The sequence below is a fragment of the Arenibacter troitsensis genome (assembly GCF_900177645.1).
GTDB lineage: Bacteria > Bacteroidota > Bacteroidia > Flavobacteriales > Flavobacteriaceae > Arenibacter > Arenibacter troitsensis.
The window spans coordinates 530,175-554,530 of sequence record NZ_FXAO01000003.1 but is presented as its reverse complement, the minus strand read 5'-3'; the positions used below and the strand labels follow the sequence as shown (position 1 = coordinate 554,530).

Annotated in this window: 24 protein-coding genes; 18 read left to right on the top strand and 6 right to left on the bottom strand. The window is 40.0% G+C overall.

The window, feature by feature from the left end; translation table 11 throughout:
* The first annotated feature begins 30 nt into the window (after positions 1-30).
* The 5 genes from B9Y87_RS09500 (at position 31) to B9Y87_RS09480 (ending at position 5,204) form a co-directional block, all read left to right on the top strand.
* Entirely contained in the window at positions 31-612 is a 582-nt protein-coding gene (locus tag B9Y87_RS09500) for an LOG family protein (protein ID WP_085498410.1), read from the top strand.
* On the top strand, positions 613-2,607 hold the full coding sequence (gene ligA, locus B9Y87_RS09495) for an NAD-dependent DNA ligase LigA (RefSeq protein WP_085498408.1): 1,995 nt from the start codon (positions 613-615) through the stop codon (positions 2,605-2,607).
* A gap of 93 nt (positions 2,608-2,700) precedes the next feature.
* Positions 2,701-4,035: a GntP family permease gene (locus B9Y87_RS09490; protein ID WP_085498406.1), complete on the top strand. Its 1,335-nt coding sequence runs from the start codon at positions 2,701-2,703 to the stop codon at positions 4,033-4,035.
* A 10-nt stretch (positions 4,036-4,045) separates the two neighbouring features.
* The gene (locus B9Y87_RS09485; RefSeq protein WP_085498404.1) at positions 4,046-4,879 is read left to right on the top strand and encodes a fumarylacetoacetate hydrolase family protein; all 834 of its coding nucleotides are present in this window, start codon (positions 4,046-4,048) and stop codon (positions 4,877-4,879) included.
* A 22-nt stretch (positions 4,880-4,901) separates the two neighbouring features.
* Entirely contained in the window at positions 4,902-5,204 is a 303-nt protein-coding gene (locus B9Y87_RS09480; protein WP_085498403.1) for a hypothetical protein, read from the top strand.
* A 146-nt stretch (positions 5,205-5,350) separates the two neighbouring features.
* On the opposite strand, the gene B9Y87_RS09475 is transcribed toward B9Y87_RS09480, so the two are convergent.
* From B9Y87_RS09475 to B9Y87_RS09450, 6 genes are all read right to left on the bottom strand, one after another.
* Positions 5,351-6,127 carry an NIPSNAP family protein gene (locus B9Y87_RS09475; protein ID WP_085498401.1) on the bottom strand — a complete coding sequence of 259 codons (777 nt, stop codon included), beginning with the start codon at positions 6,125-6,127 and terminating at the stop codon, positions 5,351-5,353.
* Positions 6,128-6,255: 128 nt separating this feature from the next.
* Positions 6,256-8,565: an FdhF/YdeP family oxidoreductase gene (locus tag B9Y87_RS09470; RefSeq protein WP_085498399.1), complete on the bottom strand. Its 2,310-nt coding sequence runs from the start codon at positions 8,563-8,565 to the stop codon at positions 6,256-6,258.
* Entirely contained in the window at positions 8,565-8,939 is a 375-nt protein-coding gene (locus B9Y87_RS09465) for a DUF7009 family protein (RefSeq protein WP_085498398.1), read from the bottom strand. Before B9Y87_RS09465 ends, B9Y87_RS09470 begins: the two co-directional genes overlap by 1 nt.
* A 68-nt stretch (positions 8,940-9,007) precedes the next feature.
* Entirely contained in the window at positions 9,008-9,841 is an 834-nt protein-coding gene (gene fdhD / locus B9Y87_RS09460) for a formate dehydrogenase accessory sulfurtransferase FdhD (RefSeq protein ID WP_085498395.1), read from the bottom strand.
* A 9-nt stretch (positions 9,842-9,850) separates the two neighbouring features.
* Positions 9,851-10,762, bottom strand: a complete 912-nt coding sequence (locus B9Y87_RS09455) for a bifunctional metallophosphatase/5'-nucleotidase (RefSeq protein ID WP_085498394.1) — start codon at positions 10,760-10,762, stop codon at positions 9,851-9,853.
* A gap of 2 nt (positions 10,763-10,764) precedes the next feature.
* Positions 10,765-11,529, bottom strand: coding sequence for a 5'-nucleotidase C-terminal domain-containing protein (locus B9Y87_RS09450; RefSeq protein WP_085498392.1), 765 nt, complete (start codon positions 11,527-11,529; stop codon positions 10,765-10,767).
* Positions 11,530-11,600: 71 nt separating this feature from the next.
* On the opposite strand from B9Y87_RS09450, the gene B9Y87_RS09445 reads away from it, so the two are divergent.
* The 13 genes from B9Y87_RS09445 (at position 11,601) to B9Y87_RS09385 (ending at position 24,315) form a co-directional block, all read left to right on the top strand.
* Positions 11,601-12,137, top strand: coding sequence for a DUF6913 domain-containing protein (locus tag B9Y87_RS09445; protein WP_072864854.1), 537 nt, complete (start codon positions 11,601-11,603; stop codon positions 12,135-12,137).
* Positions 12,137-13,027, top strand: coding sequence for a 4-hydroxy-tetrahydrodipicolinate synthase (gene dapA / locus B9Y87_RS09440; protein ID WP_085498390.1), 891 nt, complete (start codon positions 12,137-12,139; stop codon positions 13,025-13,027). Before B9Y87_RS09445 ends, dapA begins: the two co-directional genes overlap by 1 nt.
* A 141-nt stretch (positions 13,028-13,168) precedes the next feature.
* The gene (locus tag B9Y87_RS09435; RefSeq protein WP_085498388.1) at positions 13,169-13,990 is read left to right on the top strand and encodes an outer membrane protein assembly factor BamD; all 822 of its coding nucleotides are present in this window, start codon (positions 13,169-13,171) and stop codon (positions 13,988-13,990) included.
* Positions 13,991-14,004: 14 nt separating this feature from the next.
* On the top strand, positions 14,005-14,337 hold the full coding sequence (locus B9Y87_RS09430; RefSeq protein ID WP_072864859.1) for a DNA-directed RNA polymerase subunit omega: 333 nt from the start codon (positions 14,005-14,007) through the stop codon (positions 14,335-14,337).
* 4 nt (positions 14,338-14,341) lie between these two features.
* Positions 14,342-15,547: a bifunctional phosphopantothenoylcysteine decarboxylase/phosphopantothenate--cysteine ligase CoaBC gene (gene coaBC, locus B9Y87_RS09425; protein WP_085498386.1), complete on the top strand. Its 1,206-nt coding sequence runs from the start codon at positions 14,342-14,344 to the stop codon at positions 15,545-15,547.
* Positions 15,540-16,430 carry a type IX secretion system protein PorD gene (gene porD / locus B9Y87_RS09420; RefSeq protein WP_085498384.1) on the top strand — a complete coding sequence of 297 codons (891 nt, stop codon included), beginning with the start codon at positions 15,540-15,542 and terminating at the stop codon, positions 16,428-16,430. Before coaBC ends, porD begins: the two co-directional genes overlap by 8 nt.
* A gap of 122 nt (positions 16,431-16,552) precedes the next feature.
* The gene (recN, locus tag B9Y87_RS09415; RefSeq protein WP_085498383.1) at positions 16,553-18,205 is read left to right on the top strand and encodes a DNA repair protein RecN; all 1,653 of its coding nucleotides are present in this window, start codon (positions 16,553-16,555) and stop codon (positions 18,203-18,205) included.
* Between the two features lie 214 nt (positions 18,206-18,419).
* Positions 18,420-19,232: an enoyl-ACP reductase FabI gene (locus B9Y87_RS09410; RefSeq protein ID WP_085498382.1), complete on the top strand. Its 813-nt coding sequence runs from the start codon at positions 18,420-18,422 to the stop codon at positions 19,230-19,232.
* A gap of 160 nt (positions 19,233-19,392) precedes the next feature.
* Positions 19,393-20,400 (top strand): glycosyltransferase family 2 protein, encoded by a 1,008-nt coding sequence (locus tag B9Y87_RS09405; RefSeq protein ID WP_085498380.1) that lies wholly within the window; start codon positions 19,393-19,395, stop codon positions 20,398-20,400.
* Positions 20,401-20,404: 4 nt separating this feature from the next.
* Positions 20,405-21,361 (top strand): CdaR family protein, encoded by a 957-nt coding sequence (locus B9Y87_RS09400; RefSeq protein ID WP_085498378.1) that lies wholly within the window; start codon positions 20,405-20,407, stop codon positions 21,359-21,361.
* Entirely contained in the window at positions 21,358-21,945 is a 588-nt protein-coding gene (coaE, locus tag B9Y87_RS09395) for a dephospho-CoA kinase (protein ID WP_085498377.1), read from the top strand. Before B9Y87_RS09400 ends, coaE begins: the two co-directional genes overlap by 4 nt.
* Positions 21,946-22,025: 80 nt before the next feature.
* Positions 22,026-23,600: a sensor histidine kinase gene (locus B9Y87_RS09390; protein ID WP_085498375.1), complete on the top strand. Its 1,575-nt coding sequence runs from the start codon at positions 22,026-22,028 to the stop codon at positions 23,598-23,600.
* 7 nt (positions 23,601-23,607) lie between these two features.
* Complete coding sequence (locus tag B9Y87_RS09385; protein WP_085498373.1) at positions 23,608-24,315, top strand: response regulator transcription factor; 708 nt, start codon at positions 23,608-23,610, stop codon at positions 24,313-24,315.
* Positions 24,316-24,356 lie beyond the last annotated feature (41 nt).

The following is a 24,356-nucleotide window of genomic DNA, read 5'->3' as shown; positions in this document are numbered from 1 at the left end:
ATATTTTTGCAAGCGGAAAGATTAATAAACATGGAGAGCATAGTCGTATTTTGTGGAAGTAGTGAGGGCAATGATCCGGAAATAGTGGATTGCGCCTATCAATTGGGGGCAACCTTTGCAGCGGAGGGTATTACCTTGGTCTATGGGGCCGCTAAAATAGGTATTATGGGCAGGGTAGCACAGGGAGCCTTGGACTATAAAGGTAAGGTTATAGGTGTCATCCCCGATTTTTTAAAATTAAAGGAGGTGTTCCATAGCGGACTAACCAAGCTAATAATTACCGAAAATATGCATCAACGAAAGTTAAGGATGCATGAGCTCTCGGACGGAATTATTACACTTCCGGGTGGGTTTGGTACTATGGAGGAGTTGTTTGAGATGATTACCTGGGCACAACTTGGGCTTCATCAAAAGCCAATTGGACTTTTAAATATCAACGGGTTTTATGATGAATTGCTGGCTATGCTGCGCACTATGGTCAATAAAGGATTTTTGAAGCAGGAATATTACGATATATTGTTGGTAGATAACTCCATAGACGGACTTTTGCATAAAATGAAAAATTACGAACCCTTGCCATTGCCAATTTGGATTAAAAAGGATCAACTATAAATGGAAATTAAAGACAAAATAGAAAGCCTTAGAACGGAGCTTCGGGAGCATAATTATAATTATTACGTATTGGACAATGCTACTATTTCCGACTTTGAGTTTGATATGAAACTGAAGGAGCTGCAGGCTCTTGAGGCAAAACATCCCGAATTTTATGATGCCAGTTCCCCGACCTTAAGGGTTGGGGGTGCAATTACCAAAAATTTTGAAACGGTGGTGCACGAACATCGTATGTATTCCTTGGACAATTCATACTCCAAAGAAGATCTGGAAGATTGGGAAAAACGAATACAAAAAATATTGGGCGATGCCCCTGTTGAATTTACTTGTGAGCTCAAATATGATGGTGCATCCATTAGTTTAACCTATGAAAATGGCCAGTTGGTTAAGGGGGTGACCCGGGGTGATGGATTTCAGGGCGATGATGTAACCAGTAACATAAAGACCATTAGATCGGTGCCCTTACAATTAAAAGGGGATTACCCTCCTAAATTTGATATCCGTGGGGAGATCGTTTTGCCTTTTGAAGGTTTTGCCAAAATGAACCAAGAAAGAATAGAGAATGGGGAAGATCCTTATATGAACCCAAGAAATACAGCTTCTGGCAGCTTAAAATTACAGGACAGTGCGCTGGTTGCTGAAAGACCCTTGGATTGCTTGCTGTACAGTATTGTGGGCGTAAATTTAAAATTGGAATCCCAATGGCAAATGTTGGAAAAAGCTAGGGAATGGGGATTTAAAGTTCCAAAAGCGGCCAAATTATGTAAAACTACGGATGAGGTTATTGAGTTTATAGAGTATTGGGACAAACATAGGCACGAATTACCTTATGAGACGGATGGGGTGGTCATAAAAGTGAATAATATACAGCACCAAGAGGAACTGGGATATACTTCCAAATCCCCTCGTTGGGCCATGGCCTACAAATTCAAGGCGGAACAGGTCTCCACCGCGTTAAACGAAATTACCTATCAGGTTGGGCGTACAGGGGCCATAACCCCGGTTGCCAATTTAGAGCCAGTACTTTTGGCCGGTACTACGGTAAAAAGGGCATCCTTACATAATGCAGATCAAATAGAGAAACTGGATATCAGGGAAGGGGACACCGTCTTTGTGGAAAAAGGAGGGGAAATAATCCCTAAAATAGTGGGGGTGGATTTTACTAAAAGACCTCTCCATTCCAAGCCTACCCAATATATAGATCATTGTCCGGAGTGCCATACCCCATTGGAGCGGAATGAGGGAGATGCCAAACATTATTGCCCCAACGAGTATGGATGTCCTCCCCAGATTACGGGACGTATACAACATTATATTTCCCGTAAGGCAATGGATATAGAAGGGCTTGGAGGGGAAACCGTTGAACTTCTCTTTAAGGAGGGTCTTATTGAGAATTACGCTGACCTTTATTTACTGACCAAAGAGCAACTGATACCCTTGGAACGAATGGCGGAAAAGTCGGCCGAAAATCTTGTAAAAGGGGTTGCCGAATCAGTGAAAATTCCATTTGAAAGGGTGCTCTTTGCCTTGGGTATCCGGTTTGTAGGGGAAACCGTAGCAAAGAAATTGGCAAGGGCTTATAAAAATATAGATGGGCTAATGATAGCGACCGTAGAGGAATTAATGACGGTGGATGAAATTGGCCAACGTATTGCAGAAAGCTTGGTATCGTTTTTTGGAAACGACATTAACCTTGAAATTATTTCCAGATTAAGACAATACGGGGTACAATTTGAGGTCTCTGCCGATAAACTGGAGAATCAGACCGATATCTTAAAAGGACAGACCTTTGTGGTATCAGGGGTTTTTGAGAACCTGAGTAGGGACGAACTCAAAAAATTGATAGAGGACAACGGCGGAAAGGTAGGCTCTAGTATTTCTTCAAAAACTTCTTATCTTGTGGCAGGAGACAAGATGGGGCCCAGCAAAAGAACCAAGGCCGAAAGTCTTGGGGTTCCCATTATTTCGGAAGCCGATTTCTTAAGTATGGTATAATGTATATGCCCACGGGGATATAAATGAATAGTGTTGGAAGTAGAAAAAATAAGGGTATATGAGGGTAAAAGATATTTGTGCTAAATCGTAATTATGTATACCATACTACTTCTTCTGTTTTGTATTGCATTCATCATTGTGGCCTCGACCCGTTTTAAACTTCACCCTTTTTTGGCATTGCTTGCCGCTAGTTTATTATTCGGTATTTTTTCTGGACTCCCCTTGGATGAGCTTATAAAGACCATTAATGATGGTTTTGGTAGCACTATCGGTGGCATTGGCATTATCATTATAGCGGGTTTAATAATAGGGACTTTTCTGGAAAAATCGGGCGGGGCCTATACCTTGGCCAACTTGGTCTTAAAAATTATTGGTCCCAAACGTGTTCATATGGCGATGGGTTTTATTGGTTATTTTGTATCCATACCAGTATTTGCGGATAGCGGTTTTATTATCGTCTCGCCATTAAATAGGGCACTTACCAAAAAGGCAAAACTGTCCTTGGCGGGAACAGCAGTGGCTCTGTCACTGGGCTTAATGGCTTCCCATACTATGGTGCCACCAACTCCCGGACCCATCGCTGCAGCCGGAATCTTAGAGGCAGATTTGGGACAGGTTATCCTCTTTGGCTTAATGACCAGTATACCAGCCTTATTGGTGTGTATTTTGTTTGCCAAAAAAATAGGTTCCAAAATTTTTATAGATCCAGCGCCAAAGCTAACGGAGGAGCAGATTAATTCCCAGTTGGAAAACGCTCCATCGGTTTTTAATTCCTTTATACCTATAGTCGTTCCCATAATTCTTATTGTGTTAAGGTCATTTGCCGAATATCCCACTATGCCGTTTGGGGACGGTACTTTTAAGTATGCCATAGGATTTGTGGGTAACCCAGTGGTGGCCCTTTTGATCGGAATGGTACTGTCCTTTACCCTGCCCAAGAAATTGGATAAGGAAATGTTGAGCACCTCGGGATGGATAGGGGAGGCACTTACTTCTGCAGCCATTATTATATTAATAACAGGGGCCGGAGGGGCATTTGGAAAAGTACTACAGACTTCGGACATTAGTTCATTACTGGAGAATAATATGTCTAACGGAAATTTGGGGATATGGCTTCCATTCCTGATTGCTGCAGGTATTAAGACCGCACAAGGCTCCTCTACGGTAGCCATAATTACAACTGCTTCCATAATTGCCCCTTTAATGCCGGCAATGGGTTTCGATACCGAGGTTTCAAAAGCATTGGTGGTCATTGCTATTGGTGCGGGGGCATCCCTGGTGTCGCATGCCAACGATAGTTTTTTTTGGGTAGTAACCCAAATGAGTGATATGAAGGTAAATCAAGGATACAGGACGCATAGTTTGGGGACAGCCATTTTAGGCTTTTCTGCAATGATCGTTCTAACCCTAATAAGTTTAATCATCTAATCTTTAAAGAATGAAAGTTTATAAGACCAACCAAGGAATTTTGATTGAAAATGACCAGAAATTTTATTTGATCAATCAGGAATGGGATTCGTTTATTACCGATGATGCCATATACGATAATACACTAGGTTTGATTTCCAAGCTTGATCCTATTGAAAATAGCGATGCCATTTTGAGCGAAAGTTTAATGCCACCCGTGGGACGCCAAGAAATTTGGGCGTCCGGAGTAACCTATTATAAGAGTAGGGAGGCTCGTATTGAAGAATCCAAAGATGCGGGTGGAGGCGATTTTTACGACCGCGTCTACAATGCGGAAAGGCCGGAATTATTTTTTAAAAGTACGGCTAGTAGGGCAGTGGGACATAAGCAGGATGTCAGGATCAGAAAGGATTCCAAATGGAATGTTCCGGAACCGGAACTGACCTTGGTGATAACCCCCAATGCCAAAATAATAGGCTATACCATAGGTAATGACATGAGCTCAAGGGACATTGAAGGGGAAAATCCCTTGTATCTTCCCCAGGCCAAGAGTTATGATGGGGCAGCGGCTGTTGGCCCTTGTATTTGGCTGAGCAAAGAGCCTATTTCCATGGATACCAAGATAAAAATACAAATTGTGCGTAAAGGAAATACGGTATTTGAGGGAGAGACCGAGGTGGGACAAATGAAGCGGAAACTTACCGATTTAGTTCAATATTTGTATCGTGAAATGTCCTTTCCCTTTGGAAGTCTTTTAATGACTGGGACAGGAGTGGTGCCCCCAGATTCTTTTACCTTGGACCACGGGGATGTTGTGAACATTACAGTCGATTCTATTGGGACCCTCTCCAATACCGTAGCCTAATTGTCCATATAAATTAAGAGTGATGTCCGTTCCAAAAAGTTTTGAAGAGTTTAATGCTACCCTGTCCCAACAATCGGCACCATCTTCTTGGCCTGAAGCCTTACGAGCCATGTGGTTTGATGCCAAAGGGGATTGGGAATCTTCACACGATATAGCACAGGACCTACATAATACCAATGGTAGCTGGATCCATGCCTATCTGCACCGAAAGGAAGGTGATAAGTTTAATGCCGGATATTGGTATAGAATGGCAGAAAAGAAATTTCCGAGTATAAACTTGGAAGACGAACAACGGCAATTGGTGGAATATTTTTTAACGCAATAACAGCAATGTTGTTTGTTTTGGGATAATATCAAGTAGTTATCACAAAAAAAGCGGTCATGGCAAATACCCTTGACCGCTTTTTTTTTGTTATTAATTTTCGTTGTTCCAAGGGGTATTTGCAAAATGGAAAAAGCTCGGGCTTATAATCAATAATCGGAATATTCAGTTGGGTAGAAGAAACGTGTAACGTTTTTGGAAACGTTGTTTTGGTAATTGGGATCCGATTTTAGTTTGTTCCAAACTGGCGAGTCGGAAAAGGATTTCCAATGTGCATCCCTACTGGCCTGATTTTCAAATGTGGTCATGTACATAAGGTTAGGCATTGTTGCACCGGACAATACCTCGCCATAGAATACGGCATTAAATCCTAAATTGTCAAAAAGGCTTACCTCCCCGCCTTTGTTGAACATTTCTACCTTGTTTATGTATTTGGCCTCTGTTGCCGATTCGTAACTTCTTAATTCATAGATACGGTCTTTACGTGGACCGCTTAAAGGAGAGGGCTTCATTTTTGGCATATCCACAAAGGCTTTTAAAATAATAGATTCAACCCGGCTATAGGGTGGGTTTGTATATGGGGCGTCCAAAAAATCTTTGGCGGCCGCCATATATACCTTATCCTTTTGAAGTTTGGCCTCTATTGTTTCCAAATCTCCAAGACTTTTCATTGGGATCAATACTTTAATGCTTCTGGGATTTAAAGAATCGATTGTTCTTGGTTTAAAAACCCCCACGTTCTTTATATTAAGTTTTTTAAGCGCAGGCAACAAGGCCTTGCCAAGATATTGGTCCGTGGTCTTTTCCTGTTCCTCCGTATCCAGGAGGTAGGTCTTTAGTTGGTAATATTCCCGCTGGTTGGCCTGACTAAAGGCGTTTATAGTAAAAAGCAATAAAAGAACTGAAATATATGCAGTTTTATACATTGAAATTAATTTAAGATAATTAATATTTTTTTTGGTGTCCGTTAAGTTAGGGCTTTTGAAAATAATCTAACAGTTTTTTAATAAAAACAAACAATGTTGCCTATATTCCTTAATTATTATAGTAAAATCTAGGATAAATGTTTTTTAAGCTTAATGACCACCGATTTGGAAGTAGGGGTATTGCTTTTATCGGCAGTGCTGTTTAAGGGTACCAGGACATTGGCTTCGGGAAAATAGGTGGCACAGCATTTTTCAGGGATATTGTAAGGCACAACGATGAACTTCTGTGCTACCCGTTCCGTATTGTTGTGGAAATTAAAAAGGTCTACCAAATCCCTATCCTGGAGATGGTAACTTTCAATATCTTTGGGGTGCATCAATATAACCCTCCGTTCATTAAATATGCCCCTATAGCGATCATTCAGTCCGTAAATGGTGGTGTTAAATTGATCATGGCTCCTTATGGTCATCATTAAAAGTTCACCTTCCTCCAAGACAATGGCCTCACTATTGGATATGCTGAAATTGGCCTTCCCACTTGTAGTATTATAGGAATTTTCCCTTGCCCCGTTGGGCAAATAAAAGCCGGAAGGCTGTCTTACCCTTTGGTTGTAGTTTTCAAATCCGGGAATACATTCCTCAATACTGTCCCTAATATGATCGTAATGTTGCATATATTTTGGCCAGTCTACTTTGGAATTTTTCAGGGTGGCCATGGCCAATTGGCAAACAATGGTAGGTTCGCTTAGTATCTTGGACGATATGGGTTTTAGACTGCCCTTGGAGCTGTGAACAACCCCCATGGAATTTTCAACACTTACAAACTGTAATTCGCCATTAATAAGGTCTTTGTCCGTTCTGCCCAAGCAGGGTAAAATTATGGCCTCCTTTCCATGAATAAGGTGACTGCGGTTAAGCTTGGTGGACACCTGTACGGTCAGGTTGCATTTTTGAAGTGCCTCTGCCGTAAATAGGGTATCTGGGGTTGCGGAAAGAAAATTGCCGCCCATGGCAAAAAACACCCGAGCCTTACCGGAATGCATGGCTTTAATACTTTCTACGGTATCAAATCCATGTTTGCGCGGTGGGTTAAAACGGAATACTTTCTCTAGCCGGTTCAAAAATGATGGTGAGGGCTTTTCGTAAATTCCCATGGTTCGGTCTCCCTGAACATTACTGTGACCACGTACTGGGCAGGTACCGGCACCTGGTTTTCCGATACTTCCCTTTAATAATAAAAGGTTTACGACCTCTTTTATGGTATTTACCGAATTCTTATGTTGGGTAAGGCCCATAGCCCAGCAAGCAATAATCTTATTGGTGCTGCACAGTATATTGGCTAAACTTTGCAGCGTTTGCATGGGAATTCCACATTTGGCAATTAAATTGCTTAGATCCAGTGTTCTTATGTGCGTTAGGTAATCTTCAAAACCTTGGGTTTTTTCTTTTATAAAATCCAAATCAAAAACAGTTCCCGGATCCTTATCCTCTTTGGTCAACATGATTTTTACCAAAGCTTGCAAAAGTGCCATATCGCCATTTATTTTTACCTGAAGGTATAGGTCCGTTAATTTCGACTTTATTCCCAGGGCTCCTTTTATTTCCTGGGGATTGTTGAAATTTAACAATCCGGTTTCAATGATCGGATTAATTGAGATTATGGTAGCGCCATTTTCTTTGGCTTTTTTAAGTGCACTGAGCATTCTAGGGTGATTGGTGCCCGGATTTTGCCCCAGGATCAGTATAACCTCTGTCTCATAAAAATCTTCCAGTTTTACAGAGCCTTTGCCTATGCCCAGGGTATCGGTAAGGGCAACGCCACTACTTTCATGGCACATATTGCTACAGTCCGGCATATTATTGGTACCGTATTCCCGAACAAAAAGCTGGTATAGGAAGGCGGCCTCATTGCTTGTCCTTCCCGAGGTGTAAAATATGGCCTCGTCCGGACTTTTTAACCCGTTTAGATGTTTTGCGATTTTGGAGTAAGCCACTTCCCAACTTATTTCTTGATAATGATCCGAACCTTGCGGCAAATACATAGGCTGCGCCAACCTACCTTTTTTTCCTATTTCATAATCTGAAAGCATGGAAAGTTGGGAAACACTATTTTTGGCGAAAAAGTCGGCGTCCAGTTTTTTGGTAGTGGCTTCCTCTGCAATGGCCTTGGCGCCATTTTCGCAATATTCGGCTATAGTGCTTCGCTCATCATCCGGATCTGGCCAGGCACAACCAGGACAATCAATACCACCCTTTTGGTTGAGGTTGGCAAGTGCTTTTAATCCACGGCCGAGTCCCATTTCCCCAAATACATGTTTGGCAGAGGAGATAACCGCAGGAATTCCAGCTGCCACCTTTTTGGGACTTGAAGTTTTAAGTCCGGTTAATTTTGCCGGTGATGTAGGTTCGGGATATGGTTTTTCAGGGTCGTCTGCCATTATTTTTCGGTTGTTGCCTTGGGGTTGGGGTAATTGTCCGATTGGTCCTCTACACGCTCATCCAAGCAAACAAAATCCTTTTCCAATAATAAATTAAGGATCTGTCCGTCGTTTAAAACCATCTTGTTTTCATAGCCTACCCGATCGATATCTGGCCAGGTTAAACTTTCTTTCTTAGGTAGATAAAGCGTTATGGTGTCTCCTTTAAACTCGGCTTGGAGGCCAGTTATGTTTTCTTTTGCCGCAACGGCATAGATAAAATCCTTGCCATTAAAAGCGGTCTGTTGCTTGTAGTGGCCATCCTTCTTCAATAATGCCACTTCTGATCGGGTAAGTCTATAACGAACCGAATTTCCCTGTATTCTAATTTTCATTCCAACAATATTATAAACCTAATTCTATAAAGTTAGGTATTCGACTATAAGCCTCAAAGTTTAGATTCCTAAATTTTAATCCGTTTCGGACCAGTGTAGATGTTATACCTGGTTTCGTTTAGAAATCCTATTAAGGTAATATCATGTTCCAAGGCCATTTCCACGGCCAAACTGGAGGGGGCTCCTACGGCCATAATAAAATGAATACCTGCCATGGCCGCTTTTTGTATCAACTCGAAGCTGGCGCGACCACTAAGAAACAATAAATGCTGATCCAAGGGCAAAAGGTCCTGGGTAACTAAATGGCCAATTATTTTGTCCAAAGCGTTATGTCTTCCCACATCCTCGCGCATGGTAATCAATTCGCCATTAACATTGAACAATGCAGCTGCATGTATCCCTCCGGTATTGTTAAAAATGTTTTGCTCTTGCTTTAGAATGCCGGGAAAGGATTTAATAAGATTTTTATCGATCTGAAAATCCGCCGGGGAAGGAGGTAAGCTACAGATTGTTTTTATGGCCTCTATACTGGCTTTGCCGCAAACACCGCAGCTACTGCTAGTGTAGAAATGTCGTTCCAGTTTACCGATATCTATATTTTCGGAATTATTTAGTTGGACATTTATGCTATTTTCATCAAGGGCAACTCTTTTTATTTGATCGGAAGCTTGGATAATGCCCTCGGTAAAAAGAAATCCAATGGCCAAGTCCTGATCATGACCTGGCGTTCTCATGGTAATGGAGATATTTTTATTGGTAATGGGGAATTCTGTTTTTAAAATACTGATACTGATTTGCAATGGCTCCTCAACAGCTATGTTATCCATATGTTCCACAAAATCATCTCCTAGTACCTTGATAATTTTTTTTGAAACTATAGATTTATCTTTTTCCTGAATCATAATATGGGGTTATACCTTGATGGAAACTCCATCAGCACTGTTTTGCTTGCCTTCGTCGAAATAAAAATCGATTCTACCTAAATTAATACCGAAGCATCCTACTTGGTTTATTAATATTTGTTCGTTTTTTCTATTGTTAACTATGGTGGGCCTGTCCAAAAATGTATGTGTATGTCCCCCAATAATCAGGTCAATATTCTCTGTTCTGGCCGCTAACTTTAAGTCATCCGGTTTTTGAGGGTTTTGGTATTGATATCCTAAATGGGACAGGCAAATAATTAAATCACATTTTTCCTCCTCCTTTAAGGTGCGGCTTATGTCCTGTGCAATTTCTATCGGGTCTAGATAAACGGTTTCTTGGTACAGCTTTTTGGTCACCAGACCGGCCAATTCTATACCTAATCCGAAAACCCCTATCTTAATTCCATCTACCATATATGTTTTAAATGGTTGAACATGACTGTCCATTAGGGTATTGGTAAAGTCGTAATTGGCAGATAAAAAATCAAAGGTGGCATAGGGCAACTGGGCATACAGACCATTAAGGCCATTGTCAAAATCGTGATTGCCAATGGTAGCGGCATCATATTTTAACATGCTCATTAGTTTAAATTCCAATTCTCCCCCATAAAAATTGAAGTAGGGTGTTCCCTGAAAGATATCCCCTGCGTCAAATAACAGGGTATTAGGGTTTTCTTTTCTTATTTGATCCACCAAACTTGCCCTTCTGGCCAGGCCGCCCAAGTTGGGATAGTCAGAATGGTTTTTGGGGAAGGGATCTATATGGCTATGTACATCGTTGGTGTGTAAGATGGTAATGTGCTTTTTTCTTGAATTTTGGCATGAATTCATTGATAGTCCCCCTATGCCAATAAAAGCGGCAGAGGCTGCTGTACCCGATATAAATTTTCTACGTTCCATAATTATTTTATTTGCAAAAATCGGTCATCCGTAGCTGCCCTAAGGGTGTCTATTTTCTTAAAATAATCGATCAGTATATTTCTGACTAGATAATCGGAATCCGTCAACGTAATATATTCTTTAAAAAAATCCATTTTATCACCACCAGTTACCAAATAATCTGAAGTGGCAACATAATAAGTCCTGTTTTCGTCAAATGGTTTTCCCTGAATGTTTACTGCTTGTAAACTTTTATTTTTATCAACGATTACCTGAATCCCGGAAATAGGGTGGGCAACGCTAGACTTTGTTAAGAACGATACCATGGCCCTAATGGCCTTGCCATCCAGCTCGGCAATAACTATCGAGTTTTCAAAAGGCATTACTTCATAGGCTGTGCGTTCGGTAACGTCCCCTTGTGAAATTACGGATCGGATACTGCCAAAGTTAAGAAGTACAAAATCTATTTGCTTCCCGGTTCTGGCGGCAAAAACGGGGTTTACTTCCTGCATTACAATGTCTGCCAGTAAATTACCGGCGGGAGAATTCAATGTACCATCTGTTTTGGATATGGCTTTTGGAGCGTAGGCCAAAACACTGTCCAATACCTCATTGATCCTGTTGCGATATGGGGCAATGACGTTTTCTACGGAGTCTTTGGCTATGGAAGCGTAATTGATCTGAATCCTTTGACCCTCAATATTTCTAAGCTTAGGAACGGATTCCCTGCAACTCTGCGCGAGCAGTATTGTTGCAATTATAACAAAATGTTTGTTTTTTAAATCCATATACTTCTTACCTTCGTATAATTATTGAGGCGATATTATTTACATTTACAATCTTGAAAATGTAAAAATACATGTTTTTAAAAACGCTTAAGGAAAAAATTAAATTTAGGGCAGGTAAAAAGTTTTTACAACGGGGCTTGACCACCCCGCCCGAAACCATTAATAGGGAGAAGGGCATAAGTTCTGTGGGTTGTATTGTTGATTTGGACGAGTTTGAAAATGCCAATGCTTTTTATGAGTTTGTGGATGAATTTTCCTTAAGGCCCAATTCCGTAAAAATAATTGGGTACAAGAAATATTACGATAAAAATTCCCCCTATTCAACTCCAGTTTTTTCCGACAAGGATTTGGGTTGGAAAGCAAATATTGAAAACAGTTATGCCTTGGAGTTTTTAAATAGGGAATATGACCTTTTGGTCAATTATTATACGGATGAAAAATTATTATTGCAGTTAATGACGTTAAAGACCAAAGCCAGATTGAAGGTGGGTTTTGGAAGTGTGGATAAAAATTTAAATGATTTGATATTGAATACTCCCATCAAGGATTTCCAAACTTTTAAAAAGGAGTTACGGAAATATTTAAGGGTTTTAAATGAGATTAAATAATGGAACAGTTAGTTGGAACGGGTGTTGCCCTGGTGACTCCTTTTAAGGAGGATTTTTCTATAGATACGATAGCTTTGGCAAAAATCGTAAATTATTGTGTGGAAGGTGGAGTGGATTATTTGGTTGTATTAGGGACTACCGGTGAGTCTGTTGTATTGACCAAAAAGGAGAAACAGCTGGTTATAGATACCATTGTGGATGCCAATGCCGGTAGGCTTCCTTTAGTCTTGGGAGTAGGTAGTAACAACACTGCGGCCGTTGTTGAAGAACTACAGGAAACCGATCTACGGGATTTTGTAGCTATTTTATCGGTTTCCCCATATTATAACAGGCCTACCCAAGAGGGAATATACCAGCATTTTAAAGCCATTTCCTTGGCCTCGCCCAAGCCCGTTATTTTGTACAATGTACCGGGTAGGACAGGGAGCAATATGTTGCCGGAAACGGTATTGAGATTGGCGAACGACTTTAATAATATTGTGGGTATTAAGGAGGCTTGTGGCGACATGGTACAAATTATGCGTACCATAAAGGATAAACCATCTAATTTCATGGTAATTTCTGGGGATGATTTTACTGCACTTTCCACGGTATTGGCCGGTGGTTCTGGAGTAATATCCGTTTTGGGACAAGGACTGCCCTCAGAATTTTCCCAAATGATACGATTTGGATTGGCGGGTCAGGTTAAGGAAGCCTTTGCGTTGCACTATGCCCTACAGGACGGGATGGATTTAATTTTCAAGGAAGGCAACCCTGCAGGTATCAAAGCCTTGCTGGAGGCTGTTGGACTGGGAACAGCAGTTGTTAGGTTGCCATTGGTTGAAGCCACTGCAACACTAAAAAAGACCATTAAGAGTTTTTTGAACACCTTGCTTAAGACAGTGGTTTAGAAAAATAAAACCATCTGTTACAGGATTTTTTGCCAACAAAGTTAAAACTTGCATAAAAATGTTGTGGTTGGTAAAGGGGCGGGCTATTTTAGCACGATAAAAATGTTTTTTATATCCGTTTATAATCCTTAATTTTGCAAAATGTTTTTAAAAATGAAGCGTCTATTTTCCTTTTTATTATTGATCGCTGTTCTTGGCTCTTGTAGTGAGTACCAAAAAGTACTTAAAAACGAAGATGTTAAGGCCAAATATGATTTAGCGGAAAAATTTTATGATGCCGGTGATTTTAAAAGGGCGAACCGCTTATTGGAACAGATTGCTCCAAAATATATAGGTAAGCCACAAGGAGAACGGGTTATGTTCTTTCTTGCGGATTCTTATTTCCAGACCAAGGACTACAATATGGCGGGTTACCAGTTCGAAAGGTTCCTAAAATCGTATCCCAAAAGTGATAAGGCTGTAGAAGCCGGGTTTTACGGAGCCAAGAGTTATTATATGCTTTCTCCTAAATATTCTTTGGATCAAACCGATACCGACAAGGCCTTGATAAAGCTTCAAAATTTCATCAATAGCTACCCTGATTCCGAATTTTTGGTCGAGGCCAACATAATGGCAAGGGAATTAACTACGAAGAAGGAGCGAAAATCCTATGAGATAGCCAAACAGTTCAATACTATCGGGGAATTCGATTATACTTTTTTAACGCCTGCGGTTACCGCGTTTGACAATTTTATTTCAGACAACCCGGGATCCGTTTATCGCGAAGATGCCCTTTATTATAAGTTTGATGCATCAACCAATTTGGCGCTTAACAGTTTCGATTATCTTAAAAAAGATAGATTGAATGATGCCAAGGCTGCCTATATGGCTTTGAAAAAATCTTTTCCGGAGTCCAAATATCTGAAGGAAGCCAATAAGACTTTGGAAAAAGTTGAAAAAGAATTAGAAATTTATTCCAAATAAAAATACGATTTGATATGAATATGAACGATTTAAAAAACTCGAAGGCTCCTGTTTCTACGGTGACGATCAATAAAAATGATTTTGATGCCAAGACAGGGAATATCTATGAGGCTATTTCCATAACTGCCAAGAGAGCTGTTCAGATTAATTCTGAAATTAAAAAGGAGCTTTTGGAGAAGTTGGAAGAGTTTGCCACTTACAGTGATAGTCTGGAGGAAGTTTTTGAAAACAAGGAGCAAATCGAAGTTTCCAAATTCTACGAAAAATTGCCCAAGCCGCATGCATTGGCGGTGAAGGAATGGTTGGACGATAAAATTTATCACAGGAATACAGAGAAAGACGCTTAAAAGGATGTTGGGCGGTAAGAATATACTTTTGGGCATTACTGGGGGTATAGCTGCTTATAAAACCACCTTTTTAGTTCGTTTACTTATTAAAGCTGGCGCTAACGTTAAAGTTGTTTTAACGGAAAGCGCCAGCTCTTTTGTTTCCCCCTTAACCTTGGCTACCCTGTCCAAGAATGCCGTACTTTCCTCATTTGTGGATGAAGAAAACGGAAGCGTTTCCTGGAACAACCATGTAGAATTGGGACTTTGGGCAGATATAGTCCTTATTGCTCCGGCTACGGCCAATACCTTGTCCAAAATGGCAAATGGTACCTGCGATAATTTATTGATGGCAACATACCTTTCGGCTAAATGCCCTGTTTACTTTGCTCCGGCAATGGACTTGGACATGTATAAACATCCTTCTACTACAGCAATCTTCAAAAAGTTGTTGTCATTTGGGAATATTATGATTCCGGCAACATCTGGAGAGTTGGCCAGTGGATTGATAGGGGAGGGCCGCATGGCCGAACCCGAGGATATTGTTGATTTTCTCATGGATGACATGGCCAAGGGACTGCCTCTTAATGGTAAAAAAGTTTTGATTACCGCAGGTCCCACCTATGAGGCCATTGATCCTGTTAGGTTTATTGGAAATCACTCATCGGGACTAATGGGCTATGAGTTGGCTAAAAATGCGGCTAATCTGGGGGCCCAGGTGTTCTTGGTATCCGGTCCGTCCCATTTAACCGTGCAACATTCCCATATAGAACTTATAAAAGTAACTTCGGCCAATGAAATGTATAAGGCAACCGTGGCCTTATACCCGGATATGGATATCGTTATTTGCGCTGCTGCGGTAGCCGATTATAGACCTAAATTAGTAGCCGATCAGAAAATAAAGAAAGCCTCCGATGAATTTACCATTACTTTGGTAAAGAACAAGGACATACTTTTCTCACTGGGAGAAATGAAGAAGGCGCAATTTCTGGTTGGTTTTGCGCTGGAAACCGAAAATGAGGTTGATAATGCAATAGGAAAATTAAAGCGGAAAAATTTGGATGCCATTGTCCTAAATTCTTTGAACGATAGCGGTGCGGGCTTTGGAAAATTGACCAATAAAATATCGTTCATAGATAAGAATTTGGATATTAAAACGTTTGAGTTAAAAACCAAGGCAGAGGTGGCTTTGGATATTTTGAATGAAATCAAGAACAGGATCCATGCGTAATCTATATATAGCCCTAATTTGTTTTATAATTTCTATTAGCCTGGGAGCTCAGGAATTGAATTGTGTGGTTACTATAAATTCGGATCAGGTTGGGCAGACCAATCAACAAATTTTCAAGACCTTAGAGCGTTCCTTAAATGATTTTGTGAATAAGAACAGGTGGTCCAATCGCGTCTACAAGGAAAATGAAAGGGTTAACGCCCAAATGTTCATAACCATTACGGAGTATGAATCCAGTAGGTTTAAAGGGAACATTCAAATTCAATCCTCAAGACCTGTTTTTAACACCTCCTATGAAAGTCCTGTCTTCAATTATAAGGATAACCAGTTTAGTTTTGATTATATAGAGTTTCAGCCCTTGATCTTGAACGAAAACAACATTACTTCCAATTTGGTAGGGGTCGTATCTTACTATGCCTATATTATTCTTGGCTTGGATGCGGACACTTTTTCTTTGGAGGGCGGTACCGATTTTTATAAAAAGGCACAACAGGTTGTTACTTTGGCCCAAAGTGCCGGTTATTCTGGATGGACACAGACCTCTGGACAAAGAAGTAGGTTTGAGTTGGTAGACAACCTTTTGTCCAATTCCTACAGAGAGTACAGAATAGCCATGTACAATTACCATAGAAAGGGTTTGGATGTCCTGGCCGATAACAACAGCACAGGAAAGCAAGTGGTTGCAGGGACCATGCGTTTGTTGGAGACCTTGGGGGGTAGGTACCCCAATGCTTTTTTGATTCAAACTTTTTTTGATGCAAAATCGGAAGAAATTCAAAATGTATTTTCCGACGGTCCCAAAGTGGATATTGTGCAGCTAAAACAAACCTTGAACAAAATAGCTCCACTTTATTCTTCTACTTGGAACGATATCAAATTTTGATCGGCTTCCTATGGGAATGTTGATTGCCGCTACAACAGGATTTGGTAGATAGAAATTTTTTACCACACATTTTTTTCCAAAGCAATATAAATTATCTTTACGGCAATCTTAGACAATAAACATTGCTGACAAATCTTTCCATAAAGAATTATGCATTAATAGACCATTTAAACGTTAAGTTTACCAATGGTTTTACGGTAATAACAGGTGAAACAGGTGCCGGTAAATCCATTTTATTAGGTGGGTTGTCCTTGGTATTGGGAAAAAGGGCGGACCTCTCTTCCTTAAGGGAGAAGGAGGATAAATGCATCGTAGAGGCGGAATTTGAAATCTCCAAATATGGCCTGGAAGCATTTTTTCAGGAAAATGACCTGGATTATGAGGCAAAGACCATCATAAGAAGGGAGATTTTGCCCAGCGGTAAGTCACGGGCCTTTATCAATGACTCCCCGGTAACTTTGGATATTTTGTCGCAATTGGGAGATCAATTGATAGATGTGCATTCTCAGCATCAAACCTTGCGACTAGCGGATAATGATTTTCAACTAAAAGTCATAGATGCCCTGTCCGATAATGGGCAAGTGCTTTCAACCTATTCTTCCAAGTTGCTGTTATATCAAGCTACCCAGAAGGAATTACAAAAGCTTGTCGATTTTCAAAATAGTGCCACCAAGGAACACGAGTATAATAGTTTTTTATTGCAGGAATTAAATTCGGCTCCCTTAAAAGAGGGGATATTGGAGGAATTGGAGGAGCAGTACGAACAGCTGAACAATGTGGAGATTATTCTGGAGCAATTGTCACATGGTCAGCAGCTGTTGAATGATGAGCAGATAGGGTTGGTAAACTTGCTTACAGAGCTGAAACAAGTATCCAGCAAGTTGGCTAGTTTTGGACACCAATACTCAGATATAAACGAGCGCATAAAATCAGTATTTATTGAATTGGATGATATTTCCAACGAACTCAATATTCTAAATGATAAGGTGGAGGCAGATCCACAAATGTTGGAACAGGTAAATGCCAAACTTCAATTGCTTTATGATCTTCTAAAGAAGCACAAGGTACAGACTATTCCGGAACTGTTGGAAATAAGGAATGCCTTGGATGGAAAGGTAAGTGCAACGGAAAATGTTGTCGCCGATATAGACCGTAAAAAGAAGGAGTTGCATCAACTGGAAATTGCGTTGAATACGGAAGCTTCCAATATAAGTAAGAGAAGAAAAGCGGTTATTCCAAAGCTGAAAAAACAATTGGAGGAAACTTTGACCGACTTAGGCATGGCCAGTGCAACCTTTAAAATTGAAATTGCACCATCCAAGGAGTTTAAACCTACAGGGAAGGACGATCTCAGCTTTTTGTTTTCAGCGAACAAGGGGTCGGCTTATGGAGACCTGAAGAAGGTGGCCTCGGGCGGTGAATTGTCCAGGATAATGTTGACCATAAAGGCTATTTTGGCCAGGTACGAACAGCTGCCTACTATGATGTTCGATGAGATAGATACGGGTGTATCCGGTGAGATTTCCAATAAAATGGGAGACATTATGAAGGATATGAGCAATACGATGCAGATTTTTTCTATCACCCACCTGCCACAGGTAGCGGCCAAAGGTGTGCATCATTTTAAGGTTTACAAGGAGGAAGAACTAATGGGTACCAATACCAAAATGAAAAGGCTTGCTTCAGAAGAAAGGGTGGTAGAGCTGGCAGAAATGTTGGGAGGAAAAACCTTGTCCGATTCAGCTTTGGCACATGCCAGGCAGCTATTGGATTAACCGTTTTTGGAAAGGATAGGGAAATCTAGAATTTCTCCTTCCGGTATTTTTGGCCATATTAATGTGCTATACTATGAACCCCTTTGTGGTTATTGTCTTGGTAATATGAAGCCATGGCAATAGGAGCACTAGCTTTTCTACCGTGTTCTTTCTGTGGTCTACCCACTAATTTTTAATATCTTTGACGATCTAAAATTCACTAAGAAAATAGACTATGTCGTTTAATTTACTAAAAGGAAAGAAGGGAATTATTTTTGGGGCGTTGGATGCCAATTCCATAGCTTGGAAAACTGCCGAAACTATACATGATGAAGGTGGTACCTTTGTCCTTACCAATGCGCCGATAGCCATGCGAATGGGACAGATAGATGAACTTGCCAAAAAGACAGGTTCCAAGATTATCCCTGCAGATGCCACAAGCGTGGAAGACTTGGATAATTTGGTTACCCAGTCCATGGAGATTCTGGGAGGAAAAATAGATTTTGTTCTCCACGCCATTGGGATGTCTGTCAACGTTCGTAAAGGCAGGGCCTATACCGATGAGAAATATGATTTTACCACCAAAGGTTGGGATGTATCCGCGTTATCTTTTCACAAGGTAATGCAGAGCTTGTACAAAGCCGATGCCATGAACGAATGGGGGAGCATAGTGGCCTTGACCTATATGGCCGCTCAGCGAACCTTTCCAGATTATAATGATATGGCCGATAATAAGGCGTATTTGGAATCTGTTGCCCGTAGTTTTGGATACTTTTTTGGCAAGGAGAAGAAGGTAAGGGTGAATACCATATCCCAATCCCCAACAGCTACAACTGCGGGACAAGGGGTTAAAGGGTTTAACAGTTTTATTTCCTACGCGGAAAAAATGTCGCCCTTGGGAAATGCAACGGCTCAGGATTGTGCAGACTATACCGTTACCCTTTTTTCGGATTTGACCAGGAAGGTTACCATGCAAAATTTATTTCATGATGGAGGTTTTTCCAATACAGGTGTTAGTCAGGAAGTAGTAGATAGATTTTCAGAATAATACACCTTGGGTGTATCTGGAGGTATGTCTTGGGCCAACAACCTATATTCTTGACAAAATACCAGCTTACATATTATTCATTTTAGCTTAATACAGTTATAATAAGGTTGAAGGCAAGCCAACATGTTTGTGACAGGTCTTTATTTTATACCAAACCACAATGGATTTATTCTTTTCTTTTATAGTGCCGGTTTACAACAGACCCAATGAGATTGATGAATTGCTGGAAAGCCTTTCATTGCAGGACTATGATAAATCTTTTGAGGTGGTTGTCGTGGAAGATGGATCGTCGGAAAGTTCAGAGGATATTGTGGAAAAGTATAAGGATAAATTGTCCATAACATATTTAAAGAAGAAAAACTCCGGCCCTGGGGATTCCCGAAATTATGGAATGAAGCGTGCAGGTGGTAATTACTTTATAGTATTGGATTCCGATTGTATAATCCCAAGCCAATATTTGTCCGTGGTGGAAAAGTCTCTGGCAAATGAATATGTGGATTGTTATGGGGGGCCGGATGCTGCCCATTCTTCCTTCACCAATGTACAGAAGGCCATTAATTATGCCATGACCTCTGTTTTTACCACTGGGGGTATACGGGGAAAAAAAAGGGCTGTAGGCAAATTTCAGCCTAGGAGCTTTAATATGGGAATATCCAAAGAAGCGTTTGAAAAAACCCTTGGATATGGCAATATACATCCCGGTGAAGATCCGGACCTTACCTTTAGAATTTGGGAGGCGGGATATGAAACCAAATTGATCGAAGATGCCTATGTATACCATAAGCGTCGAATAGATTGGAATAAGTTTTATACCCAGGTCAATAAATTTGGAATGGTAAGGCCCATTTTAAACCATTGGCATCCGGACAGTGCCAAAATAACTTATTGGTTTCCCACTTTGTTCTGTTTCGGATTCATTGTGGCAATTGCCTTGTTGGTTTTAGGAATATTATGGCCAATATCTATTTATGCCCTCTATTTTGGTTTACTTTTTGTGCATTCCTTGATGGCCAATAAAAATGTTAAGGTAGCTGCGCTATCGTTGGTAGCAGCAGTCATCCAATTTGTAGGATACGGTGTTGGATTCATTAAAAATTCGATCCTAATAGCTTTAAGCAATAAGAAACCAGAGGAGTTATTTCCTAAGCTTTTCTTTAAAACGATGTAATAAGTTGATAGAAAAAATTAAAAACGGACTAAACAAAAGAAAGGTTAAACTGTTTCTGGTCTTTCTATTCTGTTCCAGTCTGGCTTGGTTTATTAGCAATTTAGGGGAACAATATACCAATAATGCCACTTTTGATATACATTATGGCAGTACCCCGGATAGCTTATTACTAAACAGTGTTTCCAAAAGTAACATTAAGGTAAGACTAAGAGCCAGTGGGTTTCAATTTTTGATGTTCGGTTTCAAAAACAAAACTGTAGAAGTGGACCTGTCCGAATTGGAAAAAAAGGGTCCCAAATTTTTTGTTTCCCCCTCAACTTATAGAAGTCAAATAGAAAATCAGCTTTCAAAGTTTATAAGGGTTGAGGATATGGACAAGGATACCTTGTTTTTCAATTTTCAAAGGCTTTACAAAAAAAAGGTCCCGGTAATTCCCAAAGTGACTATTGATTTGGAACAAAACTATTTGATGGATAAGAACTATAGCTTGACGCCAGATTCCATAACTGTAATGGGGCCAAAAAAGGAGATAGATACTTTGACCGGAATTACCACCCAAACCTTGATGCTGCCACATACGACCAATGATATTTCAAAGAAATTAAAATTGAATCTTCCGGCAAATCTAAAAAACACCAAATACTCCGATCATAACGTCACATTATCGGCCAAAATATTTAAATTTTCAGAAAAGGTTTTTAAGGTACCAGTGGAGGTTGTTAATGTGCCTGAAGGAGTCGGGATAAGAACGTTTCCAGAAATAGTTTCGGTTTTGTGCAGGGGACGATTAAGTTCAATCAAGGAATTGTCGGTGACGGATTTTGTGGTCATCGCAGACTATTCGAACCTAAGGGACAAAAATGAAAATGTTCTGGATTTGAAATTGATAAAAAAGCCAGATAGCGTAAATGTGGTACAGTTAAGGGAGAATAAAGTAGAATTTATACTAAAGAGGCAATGATGATCGTGGGTTTGACAGGGGGTATTGGTAGTGGAAAATCGACTGTGGGATCTATGTTCCAAAAATTAGGGGTTCCTATTTATAATTCGGATATAGAGGCAAAGAAATTAATGGCCGGTTCTGAAAAGATCAAAAAGGATATTGAGGCATTGTTGGGCAAGGATAGTTATAAGAATGGAACGCTAAATAAGGATTACATAGCCAAATTAGTGTTCAATGATAAGAAATTATTGAAGGGCCTGAACAATATAGTCCATCCTGCCGTGAGGCACGATTTTAAGAGTTGGTGCCTACGTCAGAAAGCCCCTTATGTAATTCAAGAAGCTGCTATTATTTTTGAAAATGGGAACCAGGAATTTTATGATAAAATTATATTGGTTACCGCACCAAGGAATATCAGGATACAAAGGGTAGTTGATAGGGACGGAATTAGTGAGCATGCGGTAATGCAACGTATAGATAATCAATTGCCGGACCAGGAAAAAGAGAAGCTTTCCGACTTCATAATTGAAAATATTGGATTGGAGGCTACGGAAAGGGAAGTTTCCCGAATTCACCATAAATTACTTAAAATAAGGGCTTAAGCGCGAAATTTTAACATTTTTGTTAAGGTTAGGTTAAACGTGCAATTGGCTAAATGTTAAATTTCTAATTTTGTTGATAAATGAATAAGAGGTTATTTGGTCTTTTGGTAGTCTTAATGAGCCTTTCCCTGGTAGGAATCATCTTTGTACAGAGTTATTGGATAAATAAGTCGGTAGCTGATAAAGAGGAACAATTTTCAAATACGGTCAACCAAATTTTGAGTAGGGTTGCAGAGAATATAGAAAAGCGGGAGGTACAGGATTATCTTAATGAGTTTTACAAGCTTAGTGATAGTATAGGAAAGCCAAAGGCTACCCATCTTAAGAATTTTTTCTTTTTTGATCGTGATATCAATTCCAACGAAATACGGTTTTACACGCATGGTATTTTGGAGGAAGACTACAATATGGCATCTACGTTCTTTGATATTGGCTTGGACACCACAACCTTTAGAAATATTACCAGTACCAGGACAACTGAAATATTTAAGGAGGATTTTGGTTTGGACGGTAGGCAATATTCCTTGACCCCTGTCCAAAAGCTGGAGAAAATTGGATCTATGACAGATCTGGACAAGTTTGCTTTGGACGATGTGTTTAGGGAGCAGGCCAAAAATAGGCCTATCCATAAACGGGTATCCAAGCAGGAGGTGGAATTGATGCTTAGTAGGGAATTGAATAATCGCGGGATAGATATAGACTACGAGTATGGAGTTTACAGTAAAGGGCTGCCCACTAAGGTGAAATCCAAAAAGTTTAAATTTTCCGAGACCACGCTTTATAAGGCTCCTTTGTTTAAGGACAGTGAAGGGAATACCAATTTTTCCCTTTTGTTGACCTTCCCAAAAAAGAAAAGGTTCCTTATCCAGTCTATTCTTGGAATGGCAATTTTGTCCCTGACATTTACCTTGGTTATCGTGGTGGCCTATTCCAGTGCTATCTATCAATTGATAAAACAAAAGCAGATTTCAGAGATTAAATCGGACTTTATCAATAATATGACGCATGAGTTTAAAACTCCTATTGCTACGATCAATTTGGCTGTTGAAGCTATAAAGAATCCGAAGATTATTGATGACAAGGAGAAGGTACTGCGCTATTTGCAAATGATAAGGGACGAAAATAAAAGAATGCATGCGCAGGTAGAAAACGTATTGCGAATATCCAAGTTGGAAAAAAACCAGTTGGATATTAGTAAGGATAGGGCAGATGTGCACGACATAATAGAGGATGCCATTACCCATGTGGATCTTATAGTAGCGGATAGGGGAGGATACATCAAGCCACATTTAAAGGCGGAACGCTCAGAGGTATTGGCCAATGAGATGCATTTTACCAATGTAATAGTAAATATATTGGACAATGCTGTGAAATATTCGCCAGAAGCACCAAAGATCGATGTTTTTACGGAAGTGGTCGGTAATTATATCATCATAAAAATACAGGATCAGGGGGCTGGAATGAGCAAAGCGGTATTGAAAAAGGTTTTTGAAAAGTTCTATAGGGAACATACAGGAGATATACATAATGTTAAGGGGCATGGCTTAGGGCTTGCTTACGTTAAAAAAATAGTTGATGATCATCAAGGTGAGGTTTATGCAGAAAGTGAAAAAGGAAAAGGAAGCACTTTTTATATAAAACTGCCTTTAATTTAAAACAATAATGGAAACAGTAGATAAGAAAATATTACTCGTAGAGGACGATCCAAATTTTGGAATTGTACTTAAAGATTACTTGGCAATGAACGATTTTGACGTTACATTGGCGAAAAACGGAATGGAAGGTTTTGAAAAATTTAAGAAGGACAATTTTGATGTCTGTATCTTGGATGTAATGATGCCTTATAAGGATGGCTTTACCCTTGCCAAGGAAATTCGTGAAAAGAACGAGAACGTGCCTATCGTTTTTCTTACTGCCAAGACGATGAAAGAAGATGTCCTTAAAGGATATAAGGCAGGTGCGGATGATTATTTGAACAAGCCTTTCGATTCGGAAGTACTGTTAATGAAACTTAAAGCTATAATTCAAAGAAAGTCTTCCAGTTCGTTAGCGGACAGTAAACAATTTGAATTTACAATTGGTGGTTTTCAATTGAATTCCAAGCTTAGGTTCTTGAAATACAAGGATGAGGAAGCCATTAAGCTCTCTCCGAAGGAAAACGAGTTGCTTAGACTTTTGGCATTGCACGAGAACGATTTAATGCCAAGGGAGTTGGCCTTGACCAAAATTTGGAGGGATGATAATTATTTTACTTCCCGAAGTATGGATGTTTACATTGCCAAATTGCGTAAATATCTTAAAAAAGATGAAAACGTGGAGATATTGAATATCCATGGAGAAGGATTTAGATTGGTGGTTAAAAATGATTAAGCACCATATATCCAAAATTTATAGAGCACCAAGATTTTTCT